The 26,194-nt window shown below is 37.9% G+C and carries 16 protein-coding genes; 3 read left to right on the forward strand and 13 right to left on the reverse strand.

All coding sequences use genetic code 11. The annotated features are described in order from the left end of the window. The 8 genes from IPI15_RS16075 to IPI15_RS16110 form a co-directional block, all read right to left on the reverse strand. Positions 1–1,440, reverse strand: a complete 1,440-nt coding sequence (locus IPI15_RS16075; RefSeq protein ID WP_287421215.1) for a RagB/SusD family nutrient uptake outer membrane protein — start codon at positions 1,438–1,440, stop codon at positions 1–3. Between the two features lie 37 nt (positions 1,441–1,477). After that, positions 1,478–4,489 (reverse strand): SusC/RagA family TonB-linked outer membrane protein, encoded by a 3,012-nt coding sequence (locus tag IPI15_RS16080; protein ID WP_287405550.1) that lies wholly within the window; start codon positions 4,487–4,489, stop codon positions 1,478–1,480. A gap of 124 nt (positions 4,490–4,613) precedes the next feature. After that, complete coding sequence (locus IPI15_RS16085; RefSeq protein ID WP_287421217.1) at positions 4,614–5,828, reverse strand: family 16 glycosylhydrolase; 1,215 nt, start codon at positions 5,826–5,828, stop codon at positions 4,614–4,616. A 12-nt stretch (positions 5,829–5,840) separates the two neighbouring features. Next, positions 5,841–6,599: a glycoside hydrolase family 16 protein gene (locus IPI15_RS16090; RefSeq protein ID WP_287421219.1), complete on the reverse strand. Its 759-nt coding sequence runs from the start codon at positions 6,597–6,599 to the stop codon at positions 5,841–5,843. Positions 6,600–6,630: 31 nt separating this feature from the next. Then, on the reverse strand, positions 6,631–7,458 hold the full coding sequence (locus IPI15_RS16095; RefSeq protein WP_287405553.1) for a hypothetical protein: 828 nt from the start codon (positions 7,456–7,458) through the stop codon (positions 6,631–6,633). 33 nt (positions 7,459–7,491) lie between these two features. Next, a complete protein-coding gene (locus tag IPI15_RS16100) occupies positions 7,492–8,988 on the reverse strand; it encodes a RagB/SusD family nutrient uptake outer membrane protein (RefSeq protein WP_287405554.1) in 1,497 nt (498 codons plus the stop codon). A 20-nt stretch (positions 8,989–9,008) separates the two neighbouring features. Then, complete coding sequence (locus tag IPI15_RS16105) at positions 9,009–12,077, reverse strand: SusC/RagA family TonB-linked outer membrane protein (protein ID WP_287405555.1); 3,069 nt, start codon at positions 12,075–12,077, stop codon at positions 9,009–9,011. 144 nt (positions 12,078–12,221) lie between these two features. Beyond that, positions 12,222–13,751 carry a T9SS type A sorting domain-containing protein gene (locus tag IPI15_RS16110; RefSeq protein WP_287405556.1) on the reverse strand — a complete coding sequence of 510 codons (1,530 nt, stop codon included), beginning with the start codon at positions 13,749–13,751 and terminating at the stop codon, positions 12,222–12,224. A gap of 237 nt (positions 13,752–13,988) precedes the next feature. On the opposite strand from IPI15_RS16110, the gene IPI15_RS16115 reads away from it, so the two are divergent. Both IPI15_RS16115 and IPI15_RS16120 read left to right on the forward strand, forming a co-directional pair. Continuing rightward, complete coding sequence (locus IPI15_RS16115; protein ID WP_287421221.1) at positions 13,989–16,397, forward strand: ligand-binding sensor domain-containing protein; 2,409 nt, start codon at positions 13,989–13,991, stop codon at positions 16,395–16,397. A 110-nt stretch (positions 16,398–16,507) separates the two neighbouring features. Next, positions 16,508–16,909 carry a helix-turn-helix transcriptional regulator gene (locus IPI15_RS16120; protein WP_287421223.1) on the forward strand — a complete coding sequence of 134 codons (402 nt, stop codon included), beginning with the start codon at positions 16,508–16,510 and terminating at the stop codon, positions 16,907–16,909. Positions 16,910–18,032: 1,123 nt separating this feature from the next. Here the strand turns inward: IPI15_RS16120 and IPI15_RS16125 are convergent. The 3 genes from IPI15_RS16125 to IPI15_RS16135 form a co-directional block, all read right to left on the reverse strand. Further along, positions 18,033–18,413, reverse strand: a complete 381-nt coding sequence (locus tag IPI15_RS16125; RefSeq protein ID WP_287405558.1) for a DoxX family protein — start codon at positions 18,411–18,413, stop codon at positions 18,033–18,035. A 204-nt stretch (positions 18,414–18,617) separates the two neighbouring features. Next, positions 18,618–21,386, reverse strand: a complete 2,769-nt coding sequence (locus IPI15_RS16130; protein WP_287405559.1) for a TonB-dependent receptor — start codon at positions 21,384–21,386, stop codon at positions 18,618–18,620. Between the two features lie 1,415 nt (positions 21,387–22,801). Next, complete coding sequence (locus tag IPI15_RS16135) at positions 22,802–23,149, reverse strand: hypothetical protein (RefSeq protein ID WP_287405561.1); 348 nt, start codon at positions 23,147–23,149, stop codon at positions 22,802–22,804. Positions 23,150–23,305: 156 nt separating this feature from the next. On the opposite strand from IPI15_RS16135, the gene IPI15_RS16140 reads away from it, so the two are divergent. Further along, entirely contained in the window at positions 23,306–23,839 is a 534-nt protein-coding gene (locus IPI15_RS16140) for a cupin domain-containing protein (protein WP_287405562.1), read from the forward strand. A gap of 788 nt (positions 23,840–24,627) precedes the next feature. Here the strand turns inward: IPI15_RS16140 and IPI15_RS16145 are convergent. Together IPI15_RS16145 and IPI15_RS16150 are read right to left on the reverse strand one after the other, a co-directional pair. Then, positions 24,628–25,113, reverse strand: a complete 486-nt coding sequence (locus IPI15_RS16145) for a nucleoside-triphosphatase (protein WP_287421224.1) — start codon at positions 25,111–25,113, stop codon at positions 24,628–24,630. Further along, positions 25,091–26,083 (reverse strand): hypothetical protein, encoded by a 993-nt coding sequence (locus IPI15_RS16150; RefSeq protein ID WP_287421226.1) that lies wholly within the window; start codon positions 26,081–26,083, stop codon positions 25,091–25,093. The genes IPI15_RS16145 and IPI15_RS16150 overlap by 23 nt, the downstream gene beginning before the upstream one ends. Positions 26,084–26,194 lie beyond the last annotated feature (111 nt).

A 26,194-nucleotide genomic window follows, 5' to 3' on the forward strand; every position in this document is an offset into this window, starting at 1 on the left:
TTAGTAGCCCGGATTCTGCTTTAAATTGATATTTTTATCCCTTTCGCCTTGTGGAATTGGGAACAAAAGTTTGTTTTCGTTGAGCGTATAACCCAGTGCTGTCATTGTTTCGATTGCCTTGCCTGTTCTCTTAAGATCATACCATCTATGACCTTCGAAAGCTAGTTCAAGACGTCGTTCTTTAGCAATAGCTGTTCTCAATGCATCTGCAGTGGTTGCAGTGGTTGGAGCAAGTTTAGCTCTACTTCTTACCAAATTGACATAATATTGAGCACCTGATACTGCATCCAATTGGCCTAATTCAGTCAATGCTTCTGCTTTGAGTAGAAGTATATCTGCAAGTCTCAGTAGTATTTGATTTTGAGTACCATTAGTGTTTCGCATTTTATAACAAAATGGATAATTGCTAATATCCCAATTTACATCTGTCCAAGAGGTTATTTTTTGGAAAAGTATGCTGGAATTTTTACGCACCATATCCTGTTCTGCATCGAAAAGGTCTACAAGATCGTGTGTAGGAGTATTGAATTTTTTCCAATCTTTTCCTACAAACATAGATGAACCCCAATTGCTCCCTGTGGCTCCACCGATACAATCCAATTCAAATATTGATTCAGCGCTATTCTCATGCATTCCATCCCACAATTGCTCATAAGAAGGAAGTAAACTAAACCCTGATGCTATCACAGCATCCGCATGTTCATTTACTTTGTTCCAATCTGCAGGTTGTCTTGTAGCGTATACTTTTGCTAAAATGGCGTGGGCAGCGGCCTTTGTTCCTCTCATCTTTGTAGGTCCGTAAGCAGTAGGTGCCTGATTAACGGCTGTGGTGAGGTCATTGATGATCTGGGTATAAACCTCATCCTGCGTTTTACTATCAGGATAGAGTATACTATATACTTCAGCAAAATTGTCAGAAGTAATCTCCGGAACGGGTTTAGTTACGATAGGCACTCCACCCCAAAGTTGGACCATTCCAAAATATAAAAAACCCCTCATAAAGGAAGCTTCTCCAATGATCTCATCTCTTCTGCCAGCATCAAGGCCGACAGCTTTTGGAGTTCTTTCAATCACACCATTACATGTGCCTATTAAGCCATAGAAATATTTCCAATCGCGTGAGATGTTTCTATTTGTTGAAGAGATTTTATAATCGTCAATCTGAAAATTGTCCGGGTTATCAGCGCCGGCATAACTGTTGTCCGATTGTGCATCGCCATTCACGTAATGATCGAGAAAAAATAATTCAGACTGAGATGTTTTCATGCCGCTATATACTGCAGCAATTCCAGTCTCAGCGTCTGCTCCTGTATATACAGATGCGGTATCCGCAGATTCGTCTATGATTTGTGACAATGGTTCTTTATCCAGGAAAGAATCACAAGATGTCAACGCAATTCCTAAAGTAAAGAAAGATATAAAATATAGTAAATTTTTCATGTTTATCTATTTGAAAGAATTAAAAAATGGGAGTTAATTAGAATGTTACATTGAGTCCAAATACCATCTGTCGTGTCTGAGGATATGTTCCATAATCTACGCCAAATTCTGTACCAAGGCTGTTGACTCCATAAGCATTCACTTCAGGATCAAATCCGGTATATTTAGTAAACGTCAATAAGTTCTGTGCGGTTGCGTAAACAGAAAGGTTTTGCATTTTTACCTTTTGCAGCCATGTAGTCGGGAAATTGTACGCCAGTGTCAAACTTTTAATTCTAAGGAATGAACCATCTTCGACGAATCTGGTAGAATTGTGAATGTTGTCTAAAGAGCCATCGCCTGCGGCATTTGCCTTAGGTACGTCCGTTATATCGCCCGGTTGTTGCCATCTGTCAAGGACATTCGTTGATTGATTTTTGCTGTCAAACATACCTTCCAAATCCATTTTGGTAGCATTGAAGATCTGATTTCCCTGCACGCCTTGAATAAAAATATTTAAATCAAATCCCATGAAAGAAAGGCTATTGGTCAATCCGTAAATAAATTTAGGAGCAGCATGTCCTATCACAGTTCTGTCATCCGGGGTAATGGTTCCATTGCCGTCAACATCTTTGTACATGATATTGCCGGTCTCCGGATTTACACCTTCAGAAATATATCCAAAAAATGTTCCCAGCGCCTGTCCCTCAGTCATTCTGATGGCGGATTCACCATTGGAATAAATGCCAGCATAGTCATATACTTTCTGTAACTCAAGTTTCGTCACTTCGTTTTTATTGAATGAAATATTAAAATCTGTAGTCCATCGCAATGATCTATCTTTTAAGTTTTGTGTAGAAATAGCAAATTCAACTCCTTTATTTTCCAACTCTCCGTCATTTCTTACGAATGGCCTGTCGACACCTACACTTGATGGAAGCGGGATAGACATGATCAAATCCTGAGTTCTTTTCCAGTAAACATCAGCCGTAAATGTCAGCCTATTGTTCCAGGTCGTGAGGTCAATACCAAAGTTGGTCTGGGTAGTTTTTTCCCATGTTAAATCCGGATTGGCAATGGAATATCTTCTGATACCGGGTCCTATTAATGTCGTGCCCGGAGTAATTCTAGAAAAATCAAGCAATCCATAAGAAGCGAAATCGCTTAACCCTTCTTGATTTCCTGTCTGACCCCATCCACCGCGGATCTTAAGATCATTGATAACATCCATTCCTGAAAAGAAACCTTCCTGAGAAAGTCTCCATCCTGCAGAAAAGGATGGGAAAATGTCCCAACGATTATCAGCCGAAAGTTTGGAAGAACCATCACGTCTTAAAGCAGCTGTCAACAAATATTTGGTGTCAAAATCATAAATGATCCTACCAAATTGTGAAACTAAAGCCGAATGTGTTTTGGTATTACCTGCACCTTCAATTTGGTTACCGGCATTTGTAGTCTTGACATATTGAAGTGGAAGATCTTTCGTATTGATATATGCATGGCCGAAACTATTGTCTTGAACCGACATACCAACTAAGGCAGTCAAACTGTTTCTGCCGAAATATTTAGAATAAGTCAATGTATTTTCTGAGAGCCAACTTAAGTATTCCTGCTTACTAAGATTGGAAACACCATGATTCTGACGACCATAAACCGTGCGGATGGGGTCAACGTAGAATTCATAAACGCCGTTTGAAACATCAGCTCCAAGGTTAGATCTGAACTTAAGGTCTTTGAATAATTTTACTTCAGCAAAGACATTGGATAAAAATCTGTTATTGGTATAATCTTCCTCTCTACTCATGTATGATAGGGGAGTCTCCCATGCTGCCTGGAACGGATTTGTAGCAAACTGCTCAGGTTTTTCCGCATCGTAGACACCAAGATTTGGCGGTGAATTCAATGCACTGAGGATGATGCCTCCTCTACCTGAACTTGCATTGTCACCGGCATTCCATGATTTTGTTCTGTAAAAATTGATATTTGAACCAATTGTCAACCAATCATTGACTTTGCTATCAACATTTAACCTGACAGAATAACGGTCAAATTTAGCCGGTGTGACCATCCCTTTATCAAGAAGATATCCTAAAGACAAATAATATCTGGACTTCTCAGTTCCACCGGAAAAAGCCAATTGGAAATTCTGATTAACACCTGTTCCAAAGGTTTTATCCTGCCAATCAGTATTCGCATTTTCTTCACTGATGGCTTCGCCACGATCCTGCATATATTGAATATATTGAGCGCCATTTAACACATCGATTTTATTCGCAAGTTGCGAGAATCCCATGTATGTATTAAACGAAGTGGAAGTTTTACCTGCCTTTCCTTTTTTAGTTGTGATCAATACCACACCATTTGACGCTCTTGCACCATAGATAGAAGCTGATGCAGCATCTTTGAGGATCTGCATACTTTCGATATCATTTGGATTGAGTCCTTTTGTGTCTGTGGTTGGAATACCATCGATGACATAAAGCGGATCATTGTTGGCATTGATAGAGTTCGTACCTCTTATACGAATAGAAAATTCTGTACCCGGTTTACCTGAAGGTTGGGTCACCTGAACACCGGCAGCCTTTCCCTGGAGTGCCTGAGCTGTAGAGAAAACAGGGCGATTCTCAAAATCTTTACCTTCCACAGTTGATATGGCTCCTGTAATATTCTTCTTGCTTTGACTACCATAACCGACTACGATGACATCATCAAGCAACTTTGGATCGGGATCAAGATTGATCTCAAGGAACTTGCCATCTATAATTATTTCTTTCGTAAGAAATCCTACGTATGAGATGACTAGAACGCTATTCTCAGGAGCATTTATAGAGAATTTGCCATCGACATCTGTTATTGTTCCGACATCACTACCTTTCAATAGTATTGTGGCACCAATTAAAGGCTGGCCGTCATTATCTTTTATCACACCTATTGTGTTCACATTTTGCTGATCCCAACTTACTTTTTCTGCAGCAAATGCAAAACTTTGATTGTAAGGATTCATATAAAGAAGCCCAATAGCCAAAAGCCATTTACCCCCACCAAATAACTTTGTAAATTTTACTTTCATAATATTTTTAAATTAATAAAATTAATACGCACACCAGTAATAATAATAATGTTACCAACTGTGTCATTCAATAAATAGAAATATAAAAATCAGTTAATTATGTATTTAACTAAAAAAATTTGTTTTAGCTCTTTTGAAATACTCTGATATAATCCACAATAAATAGTTGAGGAAAGACTGTGGTCGCATCGGGATATCCCGGCCAATTTCCACCAACTGCAAGATTCATAAGAAAAAACTGCGGTTTGTTGAATGGGTATGGTTGACCTTCCATCTCTGCCGCGGTTATCTCATAAAATTTCTTATCGTCTACTCTCCATTCTATCTTGTCTTTCTCCCACAGAATACTAAAAACATGAAAGTTCTCATTAAAATCTCCTGCATTAGTTGCTAATGTACTTGATCCTTTATACTTATGAGTAGAGGTATTTGTTCCCCAATGTGCTGTACCATGCACTCTATCCGGCTCGTGGCCAAGATATTCCATTATGTCAATCTCCCCACATGCAGGCCAGCTATTAGTTCCTATATCTGCACCCAAAGTCCATAATGCAGGCCATATTCCTTGTCCTATCGGCATAACAGCTCGAATATCAACCCTTCCAAAAGTGAATTCTTTTTTTCCTTTACTTATCAATCTACTTGATGTATATTGAAATTCTCCTGTTTGCTCTGGCTTGGCTGTTATAATAAGATATTCATTCTCATGAATTGTAGAATTTTCTTTTTTGTAGTATTCCAATTCATTATTTCCCCAACCATTATTATTTCCGATTTCAAAAGACCAGTTGTTCTCATTCACAGCGGTTCCTGTAAATTCATCCGCCCATACCAAATTATAGCCGACATATTCAGATGGTGAAGTGGCTCCGGCTGAAGGTATTATTATGCTCGATCCACCTCCCGTGTCATCATTCTTAATAGTTATAAGTGCTTTGGCTTTGATCAGATCCGAGTTTAAGGCAGAAGTAATAACCAATTCAAAAGTTTCGTCAGGTTCCGTAAATTTATCTCCCATAATGATAATTGGTACATCAATAGATGTTAGACCTGCAGTAATAATTACCGAAGCATTAGCTATACCAACATAATCGGAACCGGCTATTGCTGAGCCATTTTTAGTGCTATAACTGATCACCACATTACTAGCCGCAGGGGCAGAAAGTTGAAGTTTTATATTGATTGTTTGTTCCCCATTACTCTCGGTAATCGATTGATCCAATGCGCTTAATTCGGGTTTACTGCTGCCGCCTGGACCTTTCTCTTTGTCATCACAAGCAGACAAGCATATCAAGGCAGATGCCATTATTCCATAACCAAGTTTCTTTGCTAAATTCATTTAAATTATTTTTTATTGATAAACCCGGACGTAATCGATTTCCATCCTTTGTGGCCAAATATTCTCAACTTCTACTCCTCTTGCTCCCCCAAAATTGCCTCCTACGGAAATATTTAAAATTAAATAAAATGGTTGATCAAAAGGCCAACTTGATGATCCTTTTCCATCATTTGCAAAAGTATAATAAACTTTGTCATCAAGTAAAAAGTCTATTTTTTTTTCATTCCATATAATACTATAGGTGTGAAAGCGGAGACCCATTTCGTACTGAAAAAACTTTCTTCCTTTTTGTGTTCCATTCATGTGGTTATAAGCATCCGTATGCACCGTTCCATATAACGTGTCCTTGGTCCAGCCGACATGCTCCATGATGTCTATCTCTCCACTGAATGGCCAACCACCGTACTTCCAATCCGCAGGCAACATCCAGATAGCAGGACATGTTCCTAACCCTTGAGGTATTCTGGCCCTGACATCTATTCTTCCGAATTTCCAAGAACCGGATTTTTTACTATTCAGTTTAGCAGAGGTATATTGCATGCCACCCATTATTTCTTTGTGCGCTTCTATGACAAGCAACCCATTTTCCACATGAGCATTTTTCAAAGCATCTGTATAATACTGGATCTCATGGTTGCCCCAACCACAATTGTTGGGGCATCCATCACCGTACTCGTACGACCAAAGTTCAGGATTTGGAGCGCCACTTTCACCGTCAAACTCATCACTCCAAACTAATCTGCCTTGTTGGGCAAATGTCGGAAATGACAATACTATAAATATTAATAATCTCCAAAGCATATTATTCCGCTACGAATTTAAATTCGAACCAACCATCAGCCTTGTCGCCATTTGCCTTAGCAAAGGGAGCTCTAATTATTAATTCAGTTTCGGTTAGTTTCACGATATCAAGTTCAAAGTAAGAATCTCTCGTGCCCATGAACTGTCCTTTATTCAGAATGATCTGATCTGCTCCATTCTGACCTGTTCCTGCGCTGAAAGTATATGGTCCTGTCACAGGGGTAAATGGCTCATCTACATATCCGTTGAAAGGATTGACAGTCATACCCTGGTTTTTGTAATCAAAATTAGCTCCATCGAAGGTAAAACAGTATCTGTCATCATACTGAGATGGCACAAGTCCGCCTGCCGGAGACTTGAACCATTCGCCGGATCCATATGTCGGACCGACAGTAATCGCACCCCCTACTTGGGAGAACTTCCAACACTTACCTGACGGACCACATTCACCCGTAAGCAGACCTACTGCCCCTGTGCAAGGTGCCTGAGCGTCTTTAGTAATGATTACTTTTTTTGTATTGGATGCAGTTCCATTACCTCCAGTCTGTGAGATGTTCAGTGTAATGCTATATTCTCCTTTTTTAGGAAAGTAAATAGTATCTGACTGCAATTTTGAAGTAGTTGGATTACCGCCTGTGATCCAAAGTCTGCTGAAATTGTCACTTGAGACATCTGTCACTACCACTCTGTTTGAATCATTTGGCACGAATACTACTGTAAAATCAGGACTTCCAGGTAAAGGTCCAAGAGTTACATCTTTTTCGGACTGAGGATCACATGAAAGTATAGTGATCATCATTAAAAGAAAGACAATTATTTTATTCATCATTTCTGTTGATTTTTATTGAATTAAAGGTTGTTTTTAATAACCACTATTTTGTTTTAATACTCCGTTTGAAAGTGTGATCTGTGAATTTGGAATCGGGAATACATTATTTACTCCTTCTTTAAATCCAAGTGGTCCAAGTTCTGCAGCCGCTCTACCGGTTCTCACCAAATCAAAGAATCTATGTCCTTCCAGACCCAGTTCAACTCTTCTCTCATGGAAAATCGCATCATCTAATGCAGTTCCCGAAGCAGTTACTACCGGCATATTCACTCTTGCCCTCACTATGTTGAGAGATGCTTTTGCACCTGTTTCGTCGCCGGTTTTTGCCGCAGCTTCAGCATCCATAAGCAATACATCCGAATATCTAATAACTCTGTCATTGGATCCTCCATTCGGATTTGGATCGCCAATAGGTGCATCTTCGCTAAGGTTAGAGAAGTATTTTCTTGGATGGTATTTATATGGAGGATCTCCAGCAGCTTCCAAGGTAAAAATTCCTCGGTCACCCATGGCGTCACCAACTCTGAATACTGTATATTTTAACCTTGGGTCTTCTTTACCTTCTTTCATAAATTCATCTACAAAGTCTTGTGTTGGAATATTAAATCCATATCCTGCAAACGAACCCCTCGCTCTGGTAAATACATTGGTAAAGGTCCCTTCATTGGCATTATTCTTACCCCAGTTTCCTCCTGATGCATTCATATACTGAATTTCAAATACTGATTCAGCGTTATTTTCACCTGCGGTAGTGAAGATGGTGCCGTAATCAGCTACAAGGGTGTATTCTCCAGAGTTGATAATAGCCTGTGTCTGAGTCCGCGCATCTGCAAATTTTTGTTGATACAAATAGGTTTTAGCAAGCAAACCTTGAGCAGCACCTTTCGTGATTCTCCCTAAGTCGGCAGCTCCATACCCTGATCTTACAGGAAGATCTGCTATTGCTTCATTAAGATCTTTTTCTATAAATGCCCAAATAGTGGCAGCATCGGCTCTTTCCTTATTGTATTCTGAAGGTGCCAATACTTTATCAACTAAGGGCACACCTCCGAATAACGTATTTAAATTATAATAAAACCATGCTCTGATGAATTTTGCTTCAGCCAATATTCTGGCTTTCAGCGTAGCATCCATTTCTATTGCAGGAACTTTTTCCAGGACTACATTGGCACGGTAAATACCTTCATAGTCTGCATTCCATTCAGAATCCAAAAGATCTGTATTTGTAGGACCCTGGAAGGTTTCAAGTCTAAGCACTTCGATTGCATCATTGTCACCTGAGCCGCCTTTCTCACTGTCATCAGACATAATATCACCCCAGAACCATCTGAAATGTCCGGCGGGACTCATTTCAAACTGGAGTGGAGCATAAGCTGCATTAATAGCCGCAATAGCATCGGCTTCTGTTTTGTAAAAATTGTCAGCAGTGACTCCAACTATCGGTTTCTTGTCGAGGAAATCCTTACTGCAAGATGTGATCAGGACAAGACCCAGAGCCATCATTGATAAAAATATATTTTTTGCTTTCATGACGAAATTCATTTATTTATTTAAAATTTAAGACTAACACCACCAAGAAGAATTCTTGCTTGTGGATAAAAACCTTTGTCTATTCCCAATTCCAGCGCACCACCAATAGTACCGATCTCAGGATCTAATCCATTGTATTTAGTGAAGGTCAATAAGTTCTGAGCTGAAACATATACTCTAAATTCCTTTATCTTTGCTTTGTTCATCCAAAGCTTAGGGAATGTATATCCTAGTTGAAGATTTTTAAGTCTGATGTAGGAACCATCTTCCACAAAACGGTCAGAAACTCTTGCATTTTGATTCGGATCATTCAGATTGACTCTTGGTTCGAAATTAGAAGTACCAGGACCAGTCCATCTTTCTAAAGAAGAATTAGGTCTATTTACATAGGAGAAGTCATATCGGACACTACCATTATATATATCGTTGCCTTGAGAACCTTGCCAAAACATACTTAGGTCGAATCCCATAAAGCTGATATCACCAGTCAATCCATAAGTGGCCTTCGGAATTGGATTTCCGATGTAAGTCTGATCTTTGACATCAATCACATTGTCACCATTCAAATCCCTAAACCTGATGTCACCCGGAGCAGTATTTTCATTCTGAAATGCAGCGCTGGTTACCTCTTCCTGAGTTTGAAACAAACCATCTGTCACATATCCATAGAATGAGGCTAAAGGATGGCCAACATCAGTTCTCGCCACTGTAGAATTGGCAGATTGTATCCTTCCTGAATTGATAGGCTCTCCACCAGTACCAAGGTTGGTGATCTCATTGTTTATAAATGTGATATTTCCCCCAATATTGTAGCGAATAGCACTTCCTGCTCCACCGGCATAATTCACACCGAACTCAAAACCTTTGTTGACTGCTGTCGCAACATTCTGAGTTGGAGGTGCTGTTCCGGCAGTCGAAAGTACCGGGATTGCATAAAGCATATCTGAAGTCTTTTTAATATAATAATCCGTGATAACTTGCAGTCTGCTATTAAAGAATTCCATGTCCAAACCAATATTGGTCTGCGTACTTGTTTCCCATTTAAGATCCGGATTGGATGCACCGAGCGCTACACTTCCGTTAGTGATGATCTGACCAGGGCCAAAAGTATAATTCTGACCTGTACTTACTACAGAAGTATAACCATAATTTCCGATGTTATCATTACCGTTCTGTCCCCAGCTGGCACGAACTTTTCCGAAGTCCATTACATTTTCTAATATATTATCTTCTGTGAAAGTCCAACCTGCCGAAAATGAAGGAAAATAACCCCAGCGATTATTAGCACCAAACTTAGAACTACCGTCTGCCCTTAATGTAGCCGTAGCAAAATACTTACCTCGGAAATCATAATTTAATCTACCGAAATAAGAATTCAAAGTAGATTCAGAAGCTCCTTCATAAGCACTTTGTGAAGCGATAGGATCAATTGTATTGGCAAGGAAAGCGTCTTCAACTCTATTTGAAGGTAGGTTGGTATTGCCTCCTCCATTATAGTTTTGTCTATTGTACAATGCTGAAGTTCCGATGATGGCATTGATGCCATGATGCGCTCCAATGGTTGTCACATAATTCAATGTATTTTCCCACTGCCAGTTTCTCCATGTATTATTATTTATGGAAACGGAATTGATCAGATTCTTCTCAGGTGCGGGAGCATCACTTAGAATAGGATCAACACTAAGATCAAATCTCGGTCTGAAGACTTTTTGATTAGCATAGGTATTATCCATACTGTAAGCAGTTCGTGCTTTCAAACCTTTAAATATTTCTGCTTCTGCGAACACTGATGCCACAATTCTATTGCTAACCCAAGTATCGAAAGTCTGGTCGATAGCATTCAATGGATTTGCCAGGTCAGTGTCGGTATATGGTGAATAAGCATATGTGCCATCGGCCTTTCTAATAGGTGTTACCGGATCAATGTTGATCGCTCTCACCAATGGCGAATTGAACTCGCTATTTTCAGTAAGGGCATTTCTTTCGAGCCAGGTGTAACTCAATGTGTTTCCTACTGTCAACCAGGATTTCACTTCGTGGGTAGAATTTAATCTTGCAGTAAGTCTATCGAATGAAGCTTTATTGCCGCCAATGATACCTTCCTGGCTAAACAAATTGCCGGATAATGCATATGTTGACTTATCAGATCCACCGGTTACACTGAGTTGATGATCGAAGATAGGAGCACTTTGCAATAGCGCATCTACCCAATCAGTCCCTTCACCCAAGGCATCAGGATTAGAAAACTCTGGTCTAGGTGCTACTCCGGCTGCGATAGATGCCTCATTAGTGATGATGGCGTATTCCCTGGCGTTGAGTAAGTTTGGTCTTTTCCAGGCTTTTTGCATACCATAATATGTGCTGTAATTGACGATACCTTCCTGATTTTTTGAACCGGAAAAAGTCTTGATGAGCACCACACCATTCGATCCTCTTGCACCATAAATTGCTGCAGATGCTGCATCTTTAAGAATATTGATTGACTCAATATCAGCAGGATTAAGGAAGTCAAGGCCTCCTACAGGAATTCCATCCACTATATAAAGCGGATCACTATTGTTAATAGTACCTGTACCTCTTACCCGCACTGTGAGTGTGGATCCAGGAGATCCGGAGTTTTGAGCTACCTGAACACCTGCTGTCCTGCCCTGAAGCGATTGTTCTACTCTCAATACCGGAGTAGAATTGATCTCATCAGATTTTATCAGAGATACAGCGCCACTGATGGTGCTTCTTTTTTGAGTACCATAGCCAACAACAACCATTTCATCCAATAGATTGGCATCAGGAGCTAATGAAACATCGATAGTAGATTGTCCTGAGTAAGCAATTTCTTGTTCCTTTGTACCTATATATCTGAATATCAGTATAGTTCCTTTTTGAATATTGCTCAAAGAATAGGTCCCATCAACGGACGTAACTGTTCCGCTTGAAGTTCCTTTCAGGAGAACTGAGACACCGATAAGTGCCTCTTTGGTATCAGATGACGTCACAGTTCCACTCACATTTTGTGCGAATGATGTGATCTGAAGGCATAAGATGATAGATACGACGATTAACGCCGTTGCAACTTTTTTCAACCTGTACATACTATTTGTTTTGTTTTTTAATGCGGTATAGTACCGCTAATCCTTAGATTAGATCTTTATTCAGAGTGATTTTGCCAAGGTAAAATTAGAAATCAAATTTAAAAAATCCGGCACAATGGTTTGTGCCGGATTAAATTCAATTCCTTAATTTTTAATAAAAAGTTTTGTTCCAATTTTTCCATCTTTCGTATATGTAACAATATATACACCTGGAGCAAATGAATCAATATCTATATTAATCTGGTTGGTTCCTGCAGGATAAGCCTGAAGTAATACCTGATTACCTACAATGTTTGAGACAGTTATCGCACCTTTTTTCTGAAGGTAAGCATCAAAGTCTAGTGTAATTCTGCTATTTGCCGGATTCGGAGAAATACTGAATCCTGCATCTTTCAACGTTTTAGTTGCAAGGATACATGATTGGCCACTGCAATCACCAAAACAAACATTTACTACTGTATCCTGAGTAACCGGCTGCATTCTTCTATCGTTGAAGTTATTAGCATCACCACAAGACTGACCGGCAAGATCCTCTTTACAACTGTAATCGGGGCAAGGTCCATTGGCCATAGCAAAGTGCGAACTGAATCCAATTTCTCTGTTGATCGTGATAGAATAAATACCGTCGCCATCCGAATCGGTCATTTTGTATTTTCCACCCGGAGCTTCGAATCTTGAACCACCTGCGATATATACGCCATCAGGTGAAGGAGGGTTGGCAGCAGGAAAGCCCATGTTTATAGTAATATTTGCGTTTTCTCCACAATTGTAGCATTTGTTCCAGCAAGTAATTGGAAGCGTTGTTTCTCCACTGATACTTGCTTTACGATTGATGAATCCGCCATTATTAACGATACAGTCATCAGTAGCATTAAGGCCTTCTTCCCAATTGGAGCCATTCACAACGAATTTATATTCAATCACACCCGGTAAGATATCTACTGTAGTGGTATAAAGACCTGTTCCGGCAGATACTTCTGTCATTGGATTTGCATTTGCATCCCACCCGTTAAAAGTTCCAGCTACACTTGCTGAAGTCACTCCACTTCCAAATCCTGCTGAATTAAATACAAAAGTTACTGCTTGTGGGACAGCTGCAGAACCAACTCCTGTGCTGAAATCATCTAAATAAAGGTAAGTCCTTTCTGTGGTTGGTTGAAGGAAGTCAGCAAATATTACATAGTTTTTATATATCTTACCTGCAGCCGGAACTTTTAGTCCTGCATCTCCTGGTAGTGTTACATCAAATTCCAATTCTACCCATTGATTGATAACATTGATTGGTACGACTCTCTCCCAGTTGTCATCTCCTCCGGCAGGTCCCCCTTCCAATTTTAATTGAAGATTACCGGTTTTTTCTGCCCAAACCTTTACCTTCATTCTATTATCTGTTGTAAAATCAATCGGTCTAGAAGGGCCGGGATTGCCATATGCCCCTGCATATGTTTGCCCACCGATACCCCTTACAAAATACAATACGCTATCACTTGTATTAATTCCACTTTTGTCAGGATTCCCAACAATGGAAGTTTGAGGATCCGGCCAGTCTCCGTTTTCAAAGTAACTGAATGCAGCTTTAGTTTCTGGTGTTTCAAAGTCAAGGATGATGTTCTGGGCTTTTGAGATCAAAGCTCCCATCATCATAAAAATAGTTAAGAATAAAATTTTTTTCATAGTGAATGTCTATTTTAATTATTTCAAAAAGGTTTAAAATGTTAAAAAAGTATCTACGACATGGTATTATTATGACAAGATAGTAAAAAACAAACTTATACCAAAATATATATTGTATAAAGCGTTTTCTGTGGAACAAATCTAAACTAAAACATTCTAATTTCAATATATTTCACTACTTCAATACTACGACACGGATAATATATTTTTATTTATAAACTGCTCAAATGTCCTATATTGCTACTTTATTACTACGACATGATAATTTTGGAAATACAACAGAAAGTTTTTTTAAAAAATTTAATACTTTTTTGGGCACTTTGTTTTGCAGCTTTTGTGCAAGGCCAACAATCAAATTTGGGTAGTCCTCCGATCCGTAATTTTTCAAAAAAGACGTATTCGGCTTCCCCTCAAAATTGGAAAATCTCTCAAAGGAATGACGGTCTCATGCTTTTTGCCAATAACCTTGGATTATTGTCATTCGATGGAAAGACATGGCAGATCAGACCTATGGTCAACCATACAATCATGCGCTCACTCAAAGTAGATGAAGGCGGTAAGATCTTCGTCGGAGGTCAGGGTGAATTTGGCTATTTCGATCAAAGATCCGGCACCTCACTGGAATACCATGATCTGACATACCTTGTTCCTGAACCATTTAGAAAATTTGCAGATGTTTGGTCTATCCAGATCCATAGTGGTTTGATCTTCTTTCAAACATTCAGGCAAGTAATGATCTACGATGGTAAAAAGATCACTGCATTTCCATTCGATGAAAGCATTGAAAAGATGTTTATTTTCGAAAACAGAATATCTCTCCAATTCAAAAGTGCTCATTTCTCGGTATACACAGACAATACATTCACTCCACAAGTATTGCTGCAAGGTATGAAAGGTGATGTCGTGGATATTTGTAAGTTAAACGATGGCAGGACATTTATTGCCACCTACAAGGATGGCATATATCAATATGATGGGAACACTTGCAGACCTATAGACGTAACTGCATCACCAAATATGTCAAACATTTGGATATCCTCCATGAAGGTACTATCGGACGGCAATCTCATGATCGGCACTTCCAACAAAGGCGTATTACTCATCACTCCACAATTGAATTCTTTGCTTAATCTGAGAAAAGAAAATGGATTACAGAACAGCACTGTCCTTACCACAGTGCAGGATATGAATGGAGATCTTTGGGTAGCAACTGAATCCGGTCTTGATTTCATTGAATATAAATCACCTTATCGCATCGTGTATCCCGACGGCCCATTCAATGGAACTGGTTATTCTTCGGCGATTCACAAAGGATGGCTTTATTTAGGTACCAACAATGGCTTATTTTATATGCCACTATCCGTCAATTCCGGCTCCGCATATTTCAAGGCTGTCGATGGTAGTAGAGATGTATGTTGGAATCTGGATGTGATAAATGACCAACTTCTACTTGGGCAAAATGAAGGAGCATCTGTGATCGTGAAAGATAAAGCGTTTCCATTTTTCAGGGGACAAGGTGTTTGGAAATTTATTCCGCAAAGTGATAAGAGCATAGTTTTTGGAGCATATGAAGGCGTCGGTCAGATAATGGATTCAAAAAATTTAAAATCAACAAGGATGTTGAAAGGATTTGCTGAATCGAGCCGAATCATGGTGCGTGATGGAAATGATCTGCTTTGGATGTCCCACCCTTATCGCGGAATTTTCAAACTAAAAGTGGATAAAGAAGGAATTGCGGTCAACTCAAAATTGTATACAAAAGCTGAAGGACTTGAAACAGAACTTGAAAATTACATAATCCTGGTTGATCAAAAAGTCTATTCTTCCAATACAAATGGTATATTTAGTTACAACTTTGCAACCGATAAATTCCAACATGATACTACACTTGAAAAAATAATTGGTTTTGAGAAAGGAACGAAACTACTATTAGAAGATACCTACAAAAACATCTGGTTTAGAAAAGGTAACAAGATGGGATTTCTGGAGTTGAAAGATAGTAATTGGAAAAAGGTATATGAATGTAATTTACTACCATCATTACCTGAAAGCCTGGCAGGTGGATTTGAAAAGGTCTTCCCCTTATCGGCAAATGAATTCCTTTTCAACTGCGAGTCCGGCTTTTTACTATTCGATAAAAGGAAGTTGACCAAAGGAAATAAATTTCCTACCACAATCAATAAATTAACATTGATCGGGGAGGTTGATTCTGTTCTTATGAATGGAATAGAATCAGGTTTTCTGAAGTATTCTAAGAAAAAACCATTGGTCCTTGGTTATGACCAAAACAATCTGCGTTTCGAAGTAGCATCTAATCTGTTTAGCGATGAGCCTTTAGAATATCTTTACGTCCTGGATGGACTCAATGAGGGAAAGACTGGATGGACTTCTGAACCATTTGTAACCTACAACAACCTATCTTCCGGCAAGTACATCTTAAAAGTTAAGACTAAGATAGGAGGTATAGAACAAACCGATTCGACGTTGTTTTATTTTGAAATCGTTCCTGCATGGTACAATTCTAATTTGTTCAGGATGTCAATGCTTATGATCTTTGCCTTCGGAATCATTGCATTATTCCAGATGCAGAACAAAAAGTTTGAGACAGAAAAACGCGAATTACACAGCGACATCAGGAAGTCGTAGACGAGCAAGCAGTCCTGGTCGCTCAATCAGAAAAAGAAATCATAGAACTGAAAAACGACCAGCTACAGAAGGACATTAGTTTTAAAAACACAGAGCTTGCATCTATCGCCATGCACCTTGCACACAAGAAGGACTTTATCACAACACTCGAGCAGGAATTAAAAAATATACACAAGAACAAACTTGGTCCGACGGAAGTAGCCTCTAACTTAAAGAGTATCATTCACAGACTTCAGCAGGAAAGCGTTTTGGACGATGATTGGGAAAGGTTTACCTATTATTTTGATGAGCTACACATGTCGTTTATTAACAGATTAAAGGAAAAATATCCTGATCTCACTACTAATGATCATAGACTATGTGCATATCTACGAATGAATCTTTCCACTAAAGAGATTGCTGCACTTTCAAATATTTCTCCTCGTGGTGTCGAAGGAAGCAGGTATCGGCTCCGTAAGAAAATGGATCTGCCAAATGAGTTGAATTTGAATGAGTTTATGAATGAGATTTGAATATCAGATACTAGACGCTAGATACTAGACACTAGAAATGTAAATAAAGTTGGTCAGATTTCCTGCTTTTGAGAGGCCAAGGGGGAGTCTTGCGATTCCAAAGATCAAAATTGGAGGCTAAAAGGTTTTTAAACATCAAAGGCAATTGATTTCATTTCAGGCAGTCTCTATAGATGATAAAGCATTTGCTCACAGATTTTGGAATAGATTTGAGATATATGGAGTTAGATTTTCAAATGGATTTAAGTTAGACACAGTGCTGTGAGTATCTCAAGTATTTAAGAAAGTTCACAAAGGGATTTTAGTCGATGACTAAAATTTGTACACAGATCTAGCAGTAAAGCAAATTCGGAAGGACTATTCCATATGTGTATATCAAGCTTTTAATTTGAACCGGGAGGTCACTGGAAGAACGAATTTTCCCCTTTTGATTCGACCAAGGCCAGTCACTTCTATTTAATTGATTTGTATACTGCCTTGTATATCAAAACGTTCAATGAATGAAGAAATAATGTCGCAACTTCCCCTCTGGCAGAGGGGTGGCGGTAGCCGGGGTGTTGTTTGGCTCCATATCACAGTGATTCAAAAGAATTAAAAAAGGTTTTTTTTAACACAAAGGCACTTTAGTACTATTCAATCAGTAGATAGATTATTTAGCCGATCCTCACAGATTTTTGAATAGCTTTGAGATATATGGAGGTAGATTTTTAAATGGATTTTAGCTAGACACAGTGCTGTGAGTATCTCAAGTATTTAAGGAAGTTCACAAAGGGATTTTAGTCGATGACTAAAATTTGTGCACAGATCTGGCAGTAAAGCAAATGTGGAAGGACTATTCCATATGTGTATATCAAGCTTTTAATTTGAATCGGGAAGTCACAAGAAGAGCGAATTTCCCCCTTTTGATTCGACCAGGGGGGAGTATTATCATTCTAAAGAATTAATTTGAAGGCTTTTTTTAACACAAATACACTTTAGTACTATTCTATCAGTCGAAAGTTGATTTCATAGTTTTGAAATATTTGGATTGAGATTTCCTATTGTTTTTTTATTCCGTGATTCAAGCACATATTATCGAAATCAGCGTTCCTAATTATTTTGCTTTCATTTTTTAATTGAGTTTCTACTTATTTATTTTTAAAATGTGTGGCAACATCAAACTAACAATTACGGCGATCAATAAAAAATTATATTCCATTCCATTTCTGCCACCACCCACTACAAACCATCCTTCCGGGTAATGAACCATCACAATTCCTGCGATCAAAATAATAATTGTAATCGTACCTGCAGCGACAATATATTTATTTAATAAAAGCAATACTGCGCATACAACGTGTGAGATCTTTATCGCCCATGCAATCGCGACTCCAAATGGCGCAAAACCAACCTGATTTAAATATAAATTTCCAAAATCATTGATTCCATTGTCAAACATACCCGGGATGCCATGAGATAATAATATTATTGCGATTGCAATTCTGAGAACAATTAAGTTATTCATAAATTTGATTAATCTTAAATCTAAGTTAAATGTAAATTAAGTAATAATTATTTAATTATCAAACCGCTAAGATTCAATTCTATTGCACATGTAAGTCGATTTTAAAGGTCAGACCCATTTTCATTTTTTAAATTTTGTTTACTTGAAAAAAAATGCCCCAAAGAAATTCATCTTTGAAGCATTTACTTTTCTATGTATAGATCATCAGAAAGTCATACCAAGGGATAAGGTATATGTCGAACCATTAATATAATTAAACATTCTGCGATCTGTCTCTGCATTGAATTTCTTGTTGTCATCCACATCCTGATAGAAGACCTGATCTTGTCTAAGGAAATCTCCCAATGTGAATTTAAGATTCATCATGCCGAAAGTTTTGCTGATCTGAGCATCTACGATAGATCTTGGTGCTTCGTAGATATCCTGACGGGTAGCACCATAGAATGGGTCGACTCCTACAAAAGCAATTCTTCTTCCTACCTGGTTGAAGACAACACTTCCTGACCATCCATTATCTTCATTTTCATATTGAATACCTGAATTGATCACATAAGGCGACTGACCTTGAAGTGGCCGATTTAACTTTGCTTGTGAACCTTCATCGAAAGATAATTCAGATTTTACAACTGCAAGATTTGAAAAAACGACAATGTCTTTCCAAAAAGGCGCTGTACCGATGAAGTCTAGATTTTTTCTGAACTCAAATTCAAATCCATAGATCTTTGCATTTTTCTCGTTGTTGTATGTAAATGTCGTAGAAGCTTGTGTAATATCAATACTGAATTCAACTGGATTTGTAATCGTCTTGTAGAAACCACCCAACGAGATCACCTGATTCGCTGATGGATACCATTCATACCTAAGGTCGTAGTTGTTCAAGTGCGCTATTTTCAAACCGCTATTGCCTTTTATTTCGGCATTTTTATCAAATACGTAGAAAGCAAATGGTGCCAATTCTCTAAATTCAGGACGGTTGACTGATGCAAAATAAGAGGCTCTTAAATTCATCTTATCATTCAAACTATATGATAGGTTAGCACTTGGAAGGAAGATCTTCTCATTGATATCAGCTATTTCAAGATCCACTTTATCGTTCGTCACCTTGATGTTGGCATCTTCGTAACGAACTCCATAAACTGCTCTTAAACTACTAAAAAATTTCTGGTCAGCAATAGCATAAAACGCAGTTACGTTTTGTTTTCCATTGTAGTAAGCGATATCATCAGAAGTTTTTTCTGCAAGGAATAAACCTGTAGGAGATATATTTCCCACTCCAAGATCCTTACTCAGATCACCAGTATTGGATCTTGCTATTCCGCCATAGACAAAGCTTCTGCTTGAGAAATCTCTTTCTCTTTTTTGGTAAAATGCCCCTGCTTTTAATTCGGTCTTGATATTTTCACCACCTAGTTTCTTCGCAAATTCAAGATTTCCACCATATAGATTTTCTGTCAATGATGAGTTAAAACGTCCAGTACTTGAATTAAAGAAATCACCCAATTGTAGCTTGAAATCCTCATCATCAGGCGTCTTAGTATAAGAAACGATGCGGTAGTCAGGCAGCTGACGATTGATATTGGAATAATTTACATTCGCTGCGATGTTGAAAAGATTGTCACCGACGATCTGTTTTACACTAAGAATGCTATTGTATAACCTATTGTAGCTGTACATATTGGAAGTATTTCTTACTTCTACAGCATCAGTGATGTTACCTGTTCCAGTTCTTAGAATGGTATTATCATCAGTATTAATGTTTATAAGATTTTTAAGGCTGATTTGAGTTTTTTTACCTACATAATTGAGGTTAAACAAGCCTCCTGTATTGATGTTTTGTAAAAATCCTTCATCCTTGAATCTTGCTGTCTGGCCCTGACCATCGAAATTGGTGATGGCTGCCAGTGTATATTTTTGAGTAGATGCATAATTAAGTGCCAAAATAAGGCCGATTTTATTTCCATTATTCAATTTGATTGGCAATCCAAGGGAGTATGATGCTCTGGTATTCGGCATAGCGTTGGAGTTTTTTACATTCCAATCATGGTTAAATCCAAGTGATGTCTGTGCAAATTTGGCTTTTTCATCAGTTGTTGGAAATTGATTTGGAGATTTCAAAGCGCCATCTTCCATCTTGGGAAGGGCTCTTTTTGAACTTAGGAAGTTTAGAGATTCCCCCGGATATTTTTTAAAAGAAGTAAATGCATTAAAGGTGGTCAGACTTTGAGTTTGGCCCGCAATACTTATAGATTGTGTAAATTTTTCCGGAACAGATTTAGTATTTATCTTGATAACACCACCACCAAAATCGCCGACTAGGTCTGGTGTTCCTGCTTTGATGACTTGCAGATTGTCCACAAGATTGGCAGGAACAAGGTCAAAAGCAAAGGCTTTCCTATCGGTTTCAGTAGAAGGTAGCAATGATCCGTCAAGATAACCCGCATTATATCTATCATTCATACCTCGAATGACTGCAAACTTTCCTTCTTGAATACTTGCACCAGTAACTCTTTTGATGACATCGGAAGTCGTTCTGTCAGGTGTTCTTCTGATGAGGTCGGCAGAAATACCATCAGAAACTTGAGCTGCATTCTTTCTTTCGAGTAGCACTGCAGCATCATTTGATTTTTTCATCGTCGTAGTGATTATGACTGTCTCAAGTGTTTGTATACTTTCTTCCATTACAAGATTCAGGTATTCTATTTTGCCAGGCTTGACCTCGACAGTGATGATCTGGCTGGCATATGAGATATAGCTGATGTTCAGTTTATAATTGCCTGGGGTAAGATCTAGCACAAACTTTCCTTCAATATCGGTTACTGTGCCAGTTTGGCTCCCTTCCACCATTATTGATACGCCAATTAATTCTTCAGCATTTGTTTTGTCAAGGATCTTTCCGGAAATATGCCCTTTTTCCTGAGCTGAGACAAAATTGGTAAGAAATAAAGTGATTATTAAAAAAGTAAATATTCTCATAAGGCATCTTTTTTGCAATAAATAATAAATAGGATTAAAAAATAAAATGCTCTATAATTTCGATTCATTTCATGGTGCAAAAATACAAAGCATTATACCGCTGGCAGGTTAAGTTTGGGTTAAGTTTAAGTAAAGAAATGTTTACGTTGATGAAGAATTTGGGGTGAGAATACTACGGAGCGCCGTCTAATGTGTCTCAGTCATCTGACGTTTACGTTTATATGGATAGGGTAAAACGAAAACATCCGTCAACGCAATTATGAGCTTTAATTGGATTTTTGAAAAGGCAAATATGATGGAACTGATACGTCGGATGGCTTGACGATAGATATTTCTGAATTTAAATGAAGTGCTTGCTACGGAGTGTCGTCTGATGGCTTCAAGACATCTGATGGCTATGTTAATTTAGGTTGATAAAAATTAGGAAAATCGTTGTTCTTATTGGCTTCATCGTAATATTGCAATATTACTATATAGCCTTCTGAAGCTATTTGAGTTTTATATTAAAAAGTGTTACTAATGCCAGGCAAAACATCCTCCGACCCAAGAATTTACAGCAACTTAATTTTTGAGATCTGAAGCATGCATGAACTGATATGTCGGATGGCGTGACGATGGATATTTCTGAATTTAAATGAAGTGCTTGCTACGGTGTGTCGTCTGATGGCTTCAAGACATCTGACTACTTTGTTAAATTTGGTTGTTAAAAATTAGGAAATTCATTGGTGTCATTGGCTTCATCGTAATATTGCAATATTACATTTGTGCCGCCTGCTAGGTTGAGTTCATTTGTCCATCATATTATTTAAGATACAGATGCATGGGAAAACATCTGATGTCGATAAAATTGACTTTATTGCTATTTTTCGCATGAGAAATATTATGGTATTGATGCACCGGATGATTTAAACGACAGATGCTTAGGAGTGCCGTCTGATGGCTTCTAGTTATTGGACGATTTGGTGATTTCATTTGCCTAAAATTTGGTAACGCGTTGGTATCATTGGCTTCATCGTAATATTGCAATATTACATTTGAGCCGCCTACTTGGTTGAGTTCATTTGTCCATTATATTATTTGAGATACAGATGCATGGGAAAACATCTGATGTCGATAAAATTGACTTTATTGCTATTTTTCGCAGGAGAAATATTGCGGTATTGATACACCGGATGCTGTAAACGACAGATGCTTAGGAGCGCCGTCTGATGGCTTCTAGTTATTGGACGATTTGGTGATTTCATTTGCCTAAAATTTGGTAACGCGTTGGTATCATTGGCTTCATCGTAATATTGCAATATTACATTTGTGCCGCCTGGTTTCTTAATGTCATCTGACGTTATCGTTAATCACATCCCAAGGGCATGAAAGAATCTGACGACCAATAATTATTTTTAAGACTAATTCAGCCCCTTTCAATTATTATCCTCTACATGGAGGATGTGTAATAACCTGTGTACGATTGGAGCAAAGAAAACCGCAGTAATACTTAAAAATGCCACTCCACTGTATAGTGCAAATAAAGAAGAGAAAATCTTAGCTCCTCCAGTCTTCATTTCAGCAACAGGGCCCATACCTGTTAAGATCATACATGCCATATGAAAACTATCTACCCAATTCAGACTGTCTAATTGGTGATATCCAAATGTGCCGGCAGAGATAGAAATTGAAAGCAGTAAAATAGAAAATGCAACATACCTGCTCATTCTCAACATGAACCGCTGAAGTGGGAGCACCTGCTGATTTTTACTTTCCAGTTTCATATCTTTTATTCAAATTTAGCTAAAATTTAAAAAGAATGTATTTAAAAATAAAATCTGAAGCAGTAATATTAAATATATAAGAAATAATTATATGTTTATATTATTATATTAATTCGTAACTTTTAAACAGAAATTCGTTTTATATAAATAGATTTAATGAATAAAAATAAAATGATGTACATAAATACAAGTTCCAAACAAGATGTCTTTGATTCAGTTGAAGAATACCTCAAATCGATCGATTTCCCCATAAGAAGTATTGACAATACGAGGCCTTGGGGTGGATTCTTCACCTTCTATGAAGAAGCAGCGCCAAGATTTATATCTCAATTTTATGACAAGTCTCAAGTAAAACCTGAAGATTTTCCGGAAGGTGCTGCACTTAGTCCAAAATTGTTGATCGTGGCTCCTGATCAGCGCCTTAGTTGGCAATACCATTTCAGAAGAGCTGAAGTTTGGAAATGCATTTTTGGAAATGTAACTGTTAGAACGAGTGATACAGATGAAGAAAAAGACTCAAGAATATTGCAAACCGGTGATATGATAAAACTAGCTCAAGGCGAACGTCACAGAATCATTGGTAATGATAATTTTGGAATTATTGCAGAGATCTGGCAGCATACGGATCCTAATAATCCAAGCAATGAAGATGACATCGTTAGGTTGCAGGATGACTTTGGGAGAAAGTAGATGTAATGAATAATGAACAGTCTTGTCGACATGCAATTATCGGGTGATCGGGTGATAGGGTGATCAGGTGATCAGGTGATCAGGTGATTTAGTAGAGTCTAATATTGTAGAGAAAGTTCACTCAACTTATGGTATTCTGTAAAATATCCGTAATTCAATATCCAGGCCCTGAACGCTTGCCTGACTGAATAGGCTAGGGTTTATACACAAGTATTTTTCCAAAAAGGGCCATTTCTAAAAAAATAATATAAATATTTGATTGTTAGTAGATTAAGAGCAAAATGAATTTTGCACGCACCAGAACGTAGGTTAACCTACGCTCAGCACTTCATAGCGAATGATGTACAATATTTAAAGATAAAGCTTAGATCGTAAGGCTCGGCGTAGGTTAACCTACGTCGTTGTGTCACCAAAGTTTACTTTGAAATATAAAAAAAAGATGGGTATAAACCCTAGCTCTACAAGAGGGGAAGTAAAATTTTTAACGCTCACTAACTCCGAAAATGTTCAGAAAATTACGCAAAATCCTACAAGGTTTCGTTCCTTCGCTGTGTAGGACTTTGCTATTTTTGGCATTTTCTCCATTTTTTCATTAAATTTTATAAGGCCGGAGCTACACCGTTCAGTCATTATTATAATGCCAACTGTTTTCTTAATTGTAAATTCTCCAGTTTTAAAGCCTTTTGAAAAGATGTGTATAAACCCTAGCTGAATTGTGGTGGCGAAATATAACAGCGAATCGCAGAGGGATTCGTTGTTTATCAATTTTATCTAATTAACAACATTTATCAAAATTCTTCCCATTCAACAACTTTCAATCCAAATTTATCCAAAAAATCCTCCACTAAATAATCCCGAACCACAATGATATAAGTGGTTTGGTTAGGTTTTTCTAATAGATTGGATATTAAAGAATTGATAGCTGGGCCAAATCCTTCATCCATTAATTCTAATTTACCGAATTCATCTATGATGAAATACTCTAAATTCTGACCTATTGAATCAACAATGATTTGACAACCGCGCAGGAAGGTGGAATTAAGGAAAAAAAATCGACCAATTGAGGTTACATCTTCTGAAAACCCATTTGTTTCAAAGGGTAAAAAGGAAGTTTTGAGAATGTCATAGAACATTCGAAAATTGTTCAAATCAGGTGTCAAAAAGCCACCTACATTTTTGTCCTTTAACCAGTTAGCCAAAAGGGTCGTTTTCCCACTTCTTATTTTGTCAGAAACGATAATAAGCTGGCTATTAAGTACCTTCCCCTTCCTCACACGCCAATAATATTAGTATAATGATGAAATACCTGATCCTTTCTATTCCGTTATAATTAGCAGTGGTATAGCCCGCAACTTGTTGGGTTATCTTGCGGAGATGCGGTATTTGTTCTTTAATTGTATCTACAACTGTCAGGATACCGCTGCTCTGATTATTAATGAATCTTCGGATAATGAAAATGATAAGTGGATTAAATATAAAATACCATGCAGTGATAATAATAAAGGGTCTAACTATGGTCCAGAAAATATCATTTTTTGTACCGCCGAGTGCTGCCACATATATCGTGGTGACAAGCAATAACACAATGGTTAATATACCAAATATTCTACCTTTTTTTTCACCATAACTGATGTTAGAATTAGCATATAGGTCCACTGCATTTCTGTCAAGCTTTTTGATTCTATAAGGCAGCTTGTATGCCCAAGAGCCAACAATTCCTCCCCAAACCACATATATCAAGCTATAGACGATCAATAATAAAAGAGCATATTGAAATTCTTCTGTTCCACCAAGATTTTTTGCAAGTTGATTCGCTGTAGTATCAATAGAATTCCAAAGCGCATTGCCGAATATGATCGTTAATGTGAATACTTTTTGGATGGCGGATTCAAACAATGCAATGCTTCCAAATAGGATATAGTATAACTTATTATGTTTCTGAAATTTAAAAAACAATGCTCCAAGGACTCCTTGAAATCCAACTGCGATGTAAGCTGTGACCGGACTATGTGGACTCAGTGCAAGTTTGACCGCGATCGCCACCAAAGTTCCATACATGATGTCCTGAGATGGCTTGTCACTTGTATACCCAATCGTACAAATGATGGTCACCGCAAAACCAGCCAACAAAAGACCAGAAAAAGGAAACTGAAATGCATGCAAGATACCGCCCAGTGCACATTCTGAAAATGCCCACAATGCGATAAGTTTTGAAATGCTCAACTTTATTTTTCCTTCTTGCACAATACTTCATTATATATGTTTGAAAGATAGGATTTATTTTAAATTGGAGTAGAGTAATATTTTCGTATTTAATAGAGAGTTAGATTTTAATAATTTTCTTTCTTTATCTTT

Origin of the sequence: Candidatus Brachybacter algidus, from assembly GCF_016707225.1 — a bacterium.
GTDB classification, from domain to species: Bacteria; Bacteroidota; Bacteroidia; order Chitinophagales; family Saprospiraceae; genus Parvibacillus; species Parvibacillus algidus.

Coding starts and splice junctions, on each gene's coding strand:
- IPI15_RS16075 (WP_287421215.1), bottom strand. CDS start 1,440: ATGAAAAATTTACTATATTTTATATCTTTCTTTACTTTAGGAATTGCG.
- IPI15_RS16080 (WP_287405550.1), bottom strand. CDS start 4,489: ATGAAAGTAAAATTTACAAAGTTATTTGGTGGGGGTAAATGGCTTTTG.
- IPI15_RS16085 (WP_287421217.1), bottom strand. CDS start 5,828: ATGAATTTAGCAAAGAAACTTGGTTATGGAATAATGGCATCTGCCTTG.
- IPI15_RS16095 (WP_287405553.1), bottom strand. CDS start 7,458: ATGATGAATAAAATAATTGTCTTTCTTTTAATGATGATCACTATACTT.
- IPI15_RS16100 (WP_287405554.1), bottom strand. CDS start 8,988: ATGAAAGCAAAAAATATATTTTTATCAATGATGGCTCTGGGTCTTGTC.
- IPI15_RS16105 (WP_287405555.1), bottom strand. CDS start 12,077: ATGTACAGGTTGAAAAAAGTTGCAACGGCGTTAATCGTCGTATCTATC.
- IPI15_RS16110 (WP_287405556.1), bottom strand. CDS start 13,751: ATGAAAAAAATTTTATTCTTAACTATTTTTATGATGATGGGAGCTTTG.
- IPI15_RS16120 (WP_287421223.1), top strand. CDS start 16,508: ATGCACCTTGCACACAAGAAGGACTTTATCACAACACTCGAGCAGGAA.
- IPI15_RS16125 (WP_287405558.1), bottom strand. CDS start 18,413: ATGAATAACTTAATTGTTCTCAGAATTGCAATCGCAATAATATTATTA.
- IPI15_RS16130 (WP_287405559.1), bottom strand. CDS start 21,386: ATGAGAATATTTACTTTTTTAATAATCACTTTATTTCTTACCAATTTT.
- IPI15_RS16135 (WP_287405561.1), bottom strand. CDS start 23,149: ATGAAACTGGAAAGTAAAAATCAGCAGGTGCTCCCACTTCAGCGGTTC.
- IPI15_RS16140 (WP_287405562.1), top strand. CDS start 23,306: ATGAATAAAAATAAAATGATGTACATAAATACAAGTTCCAAACAAGAT.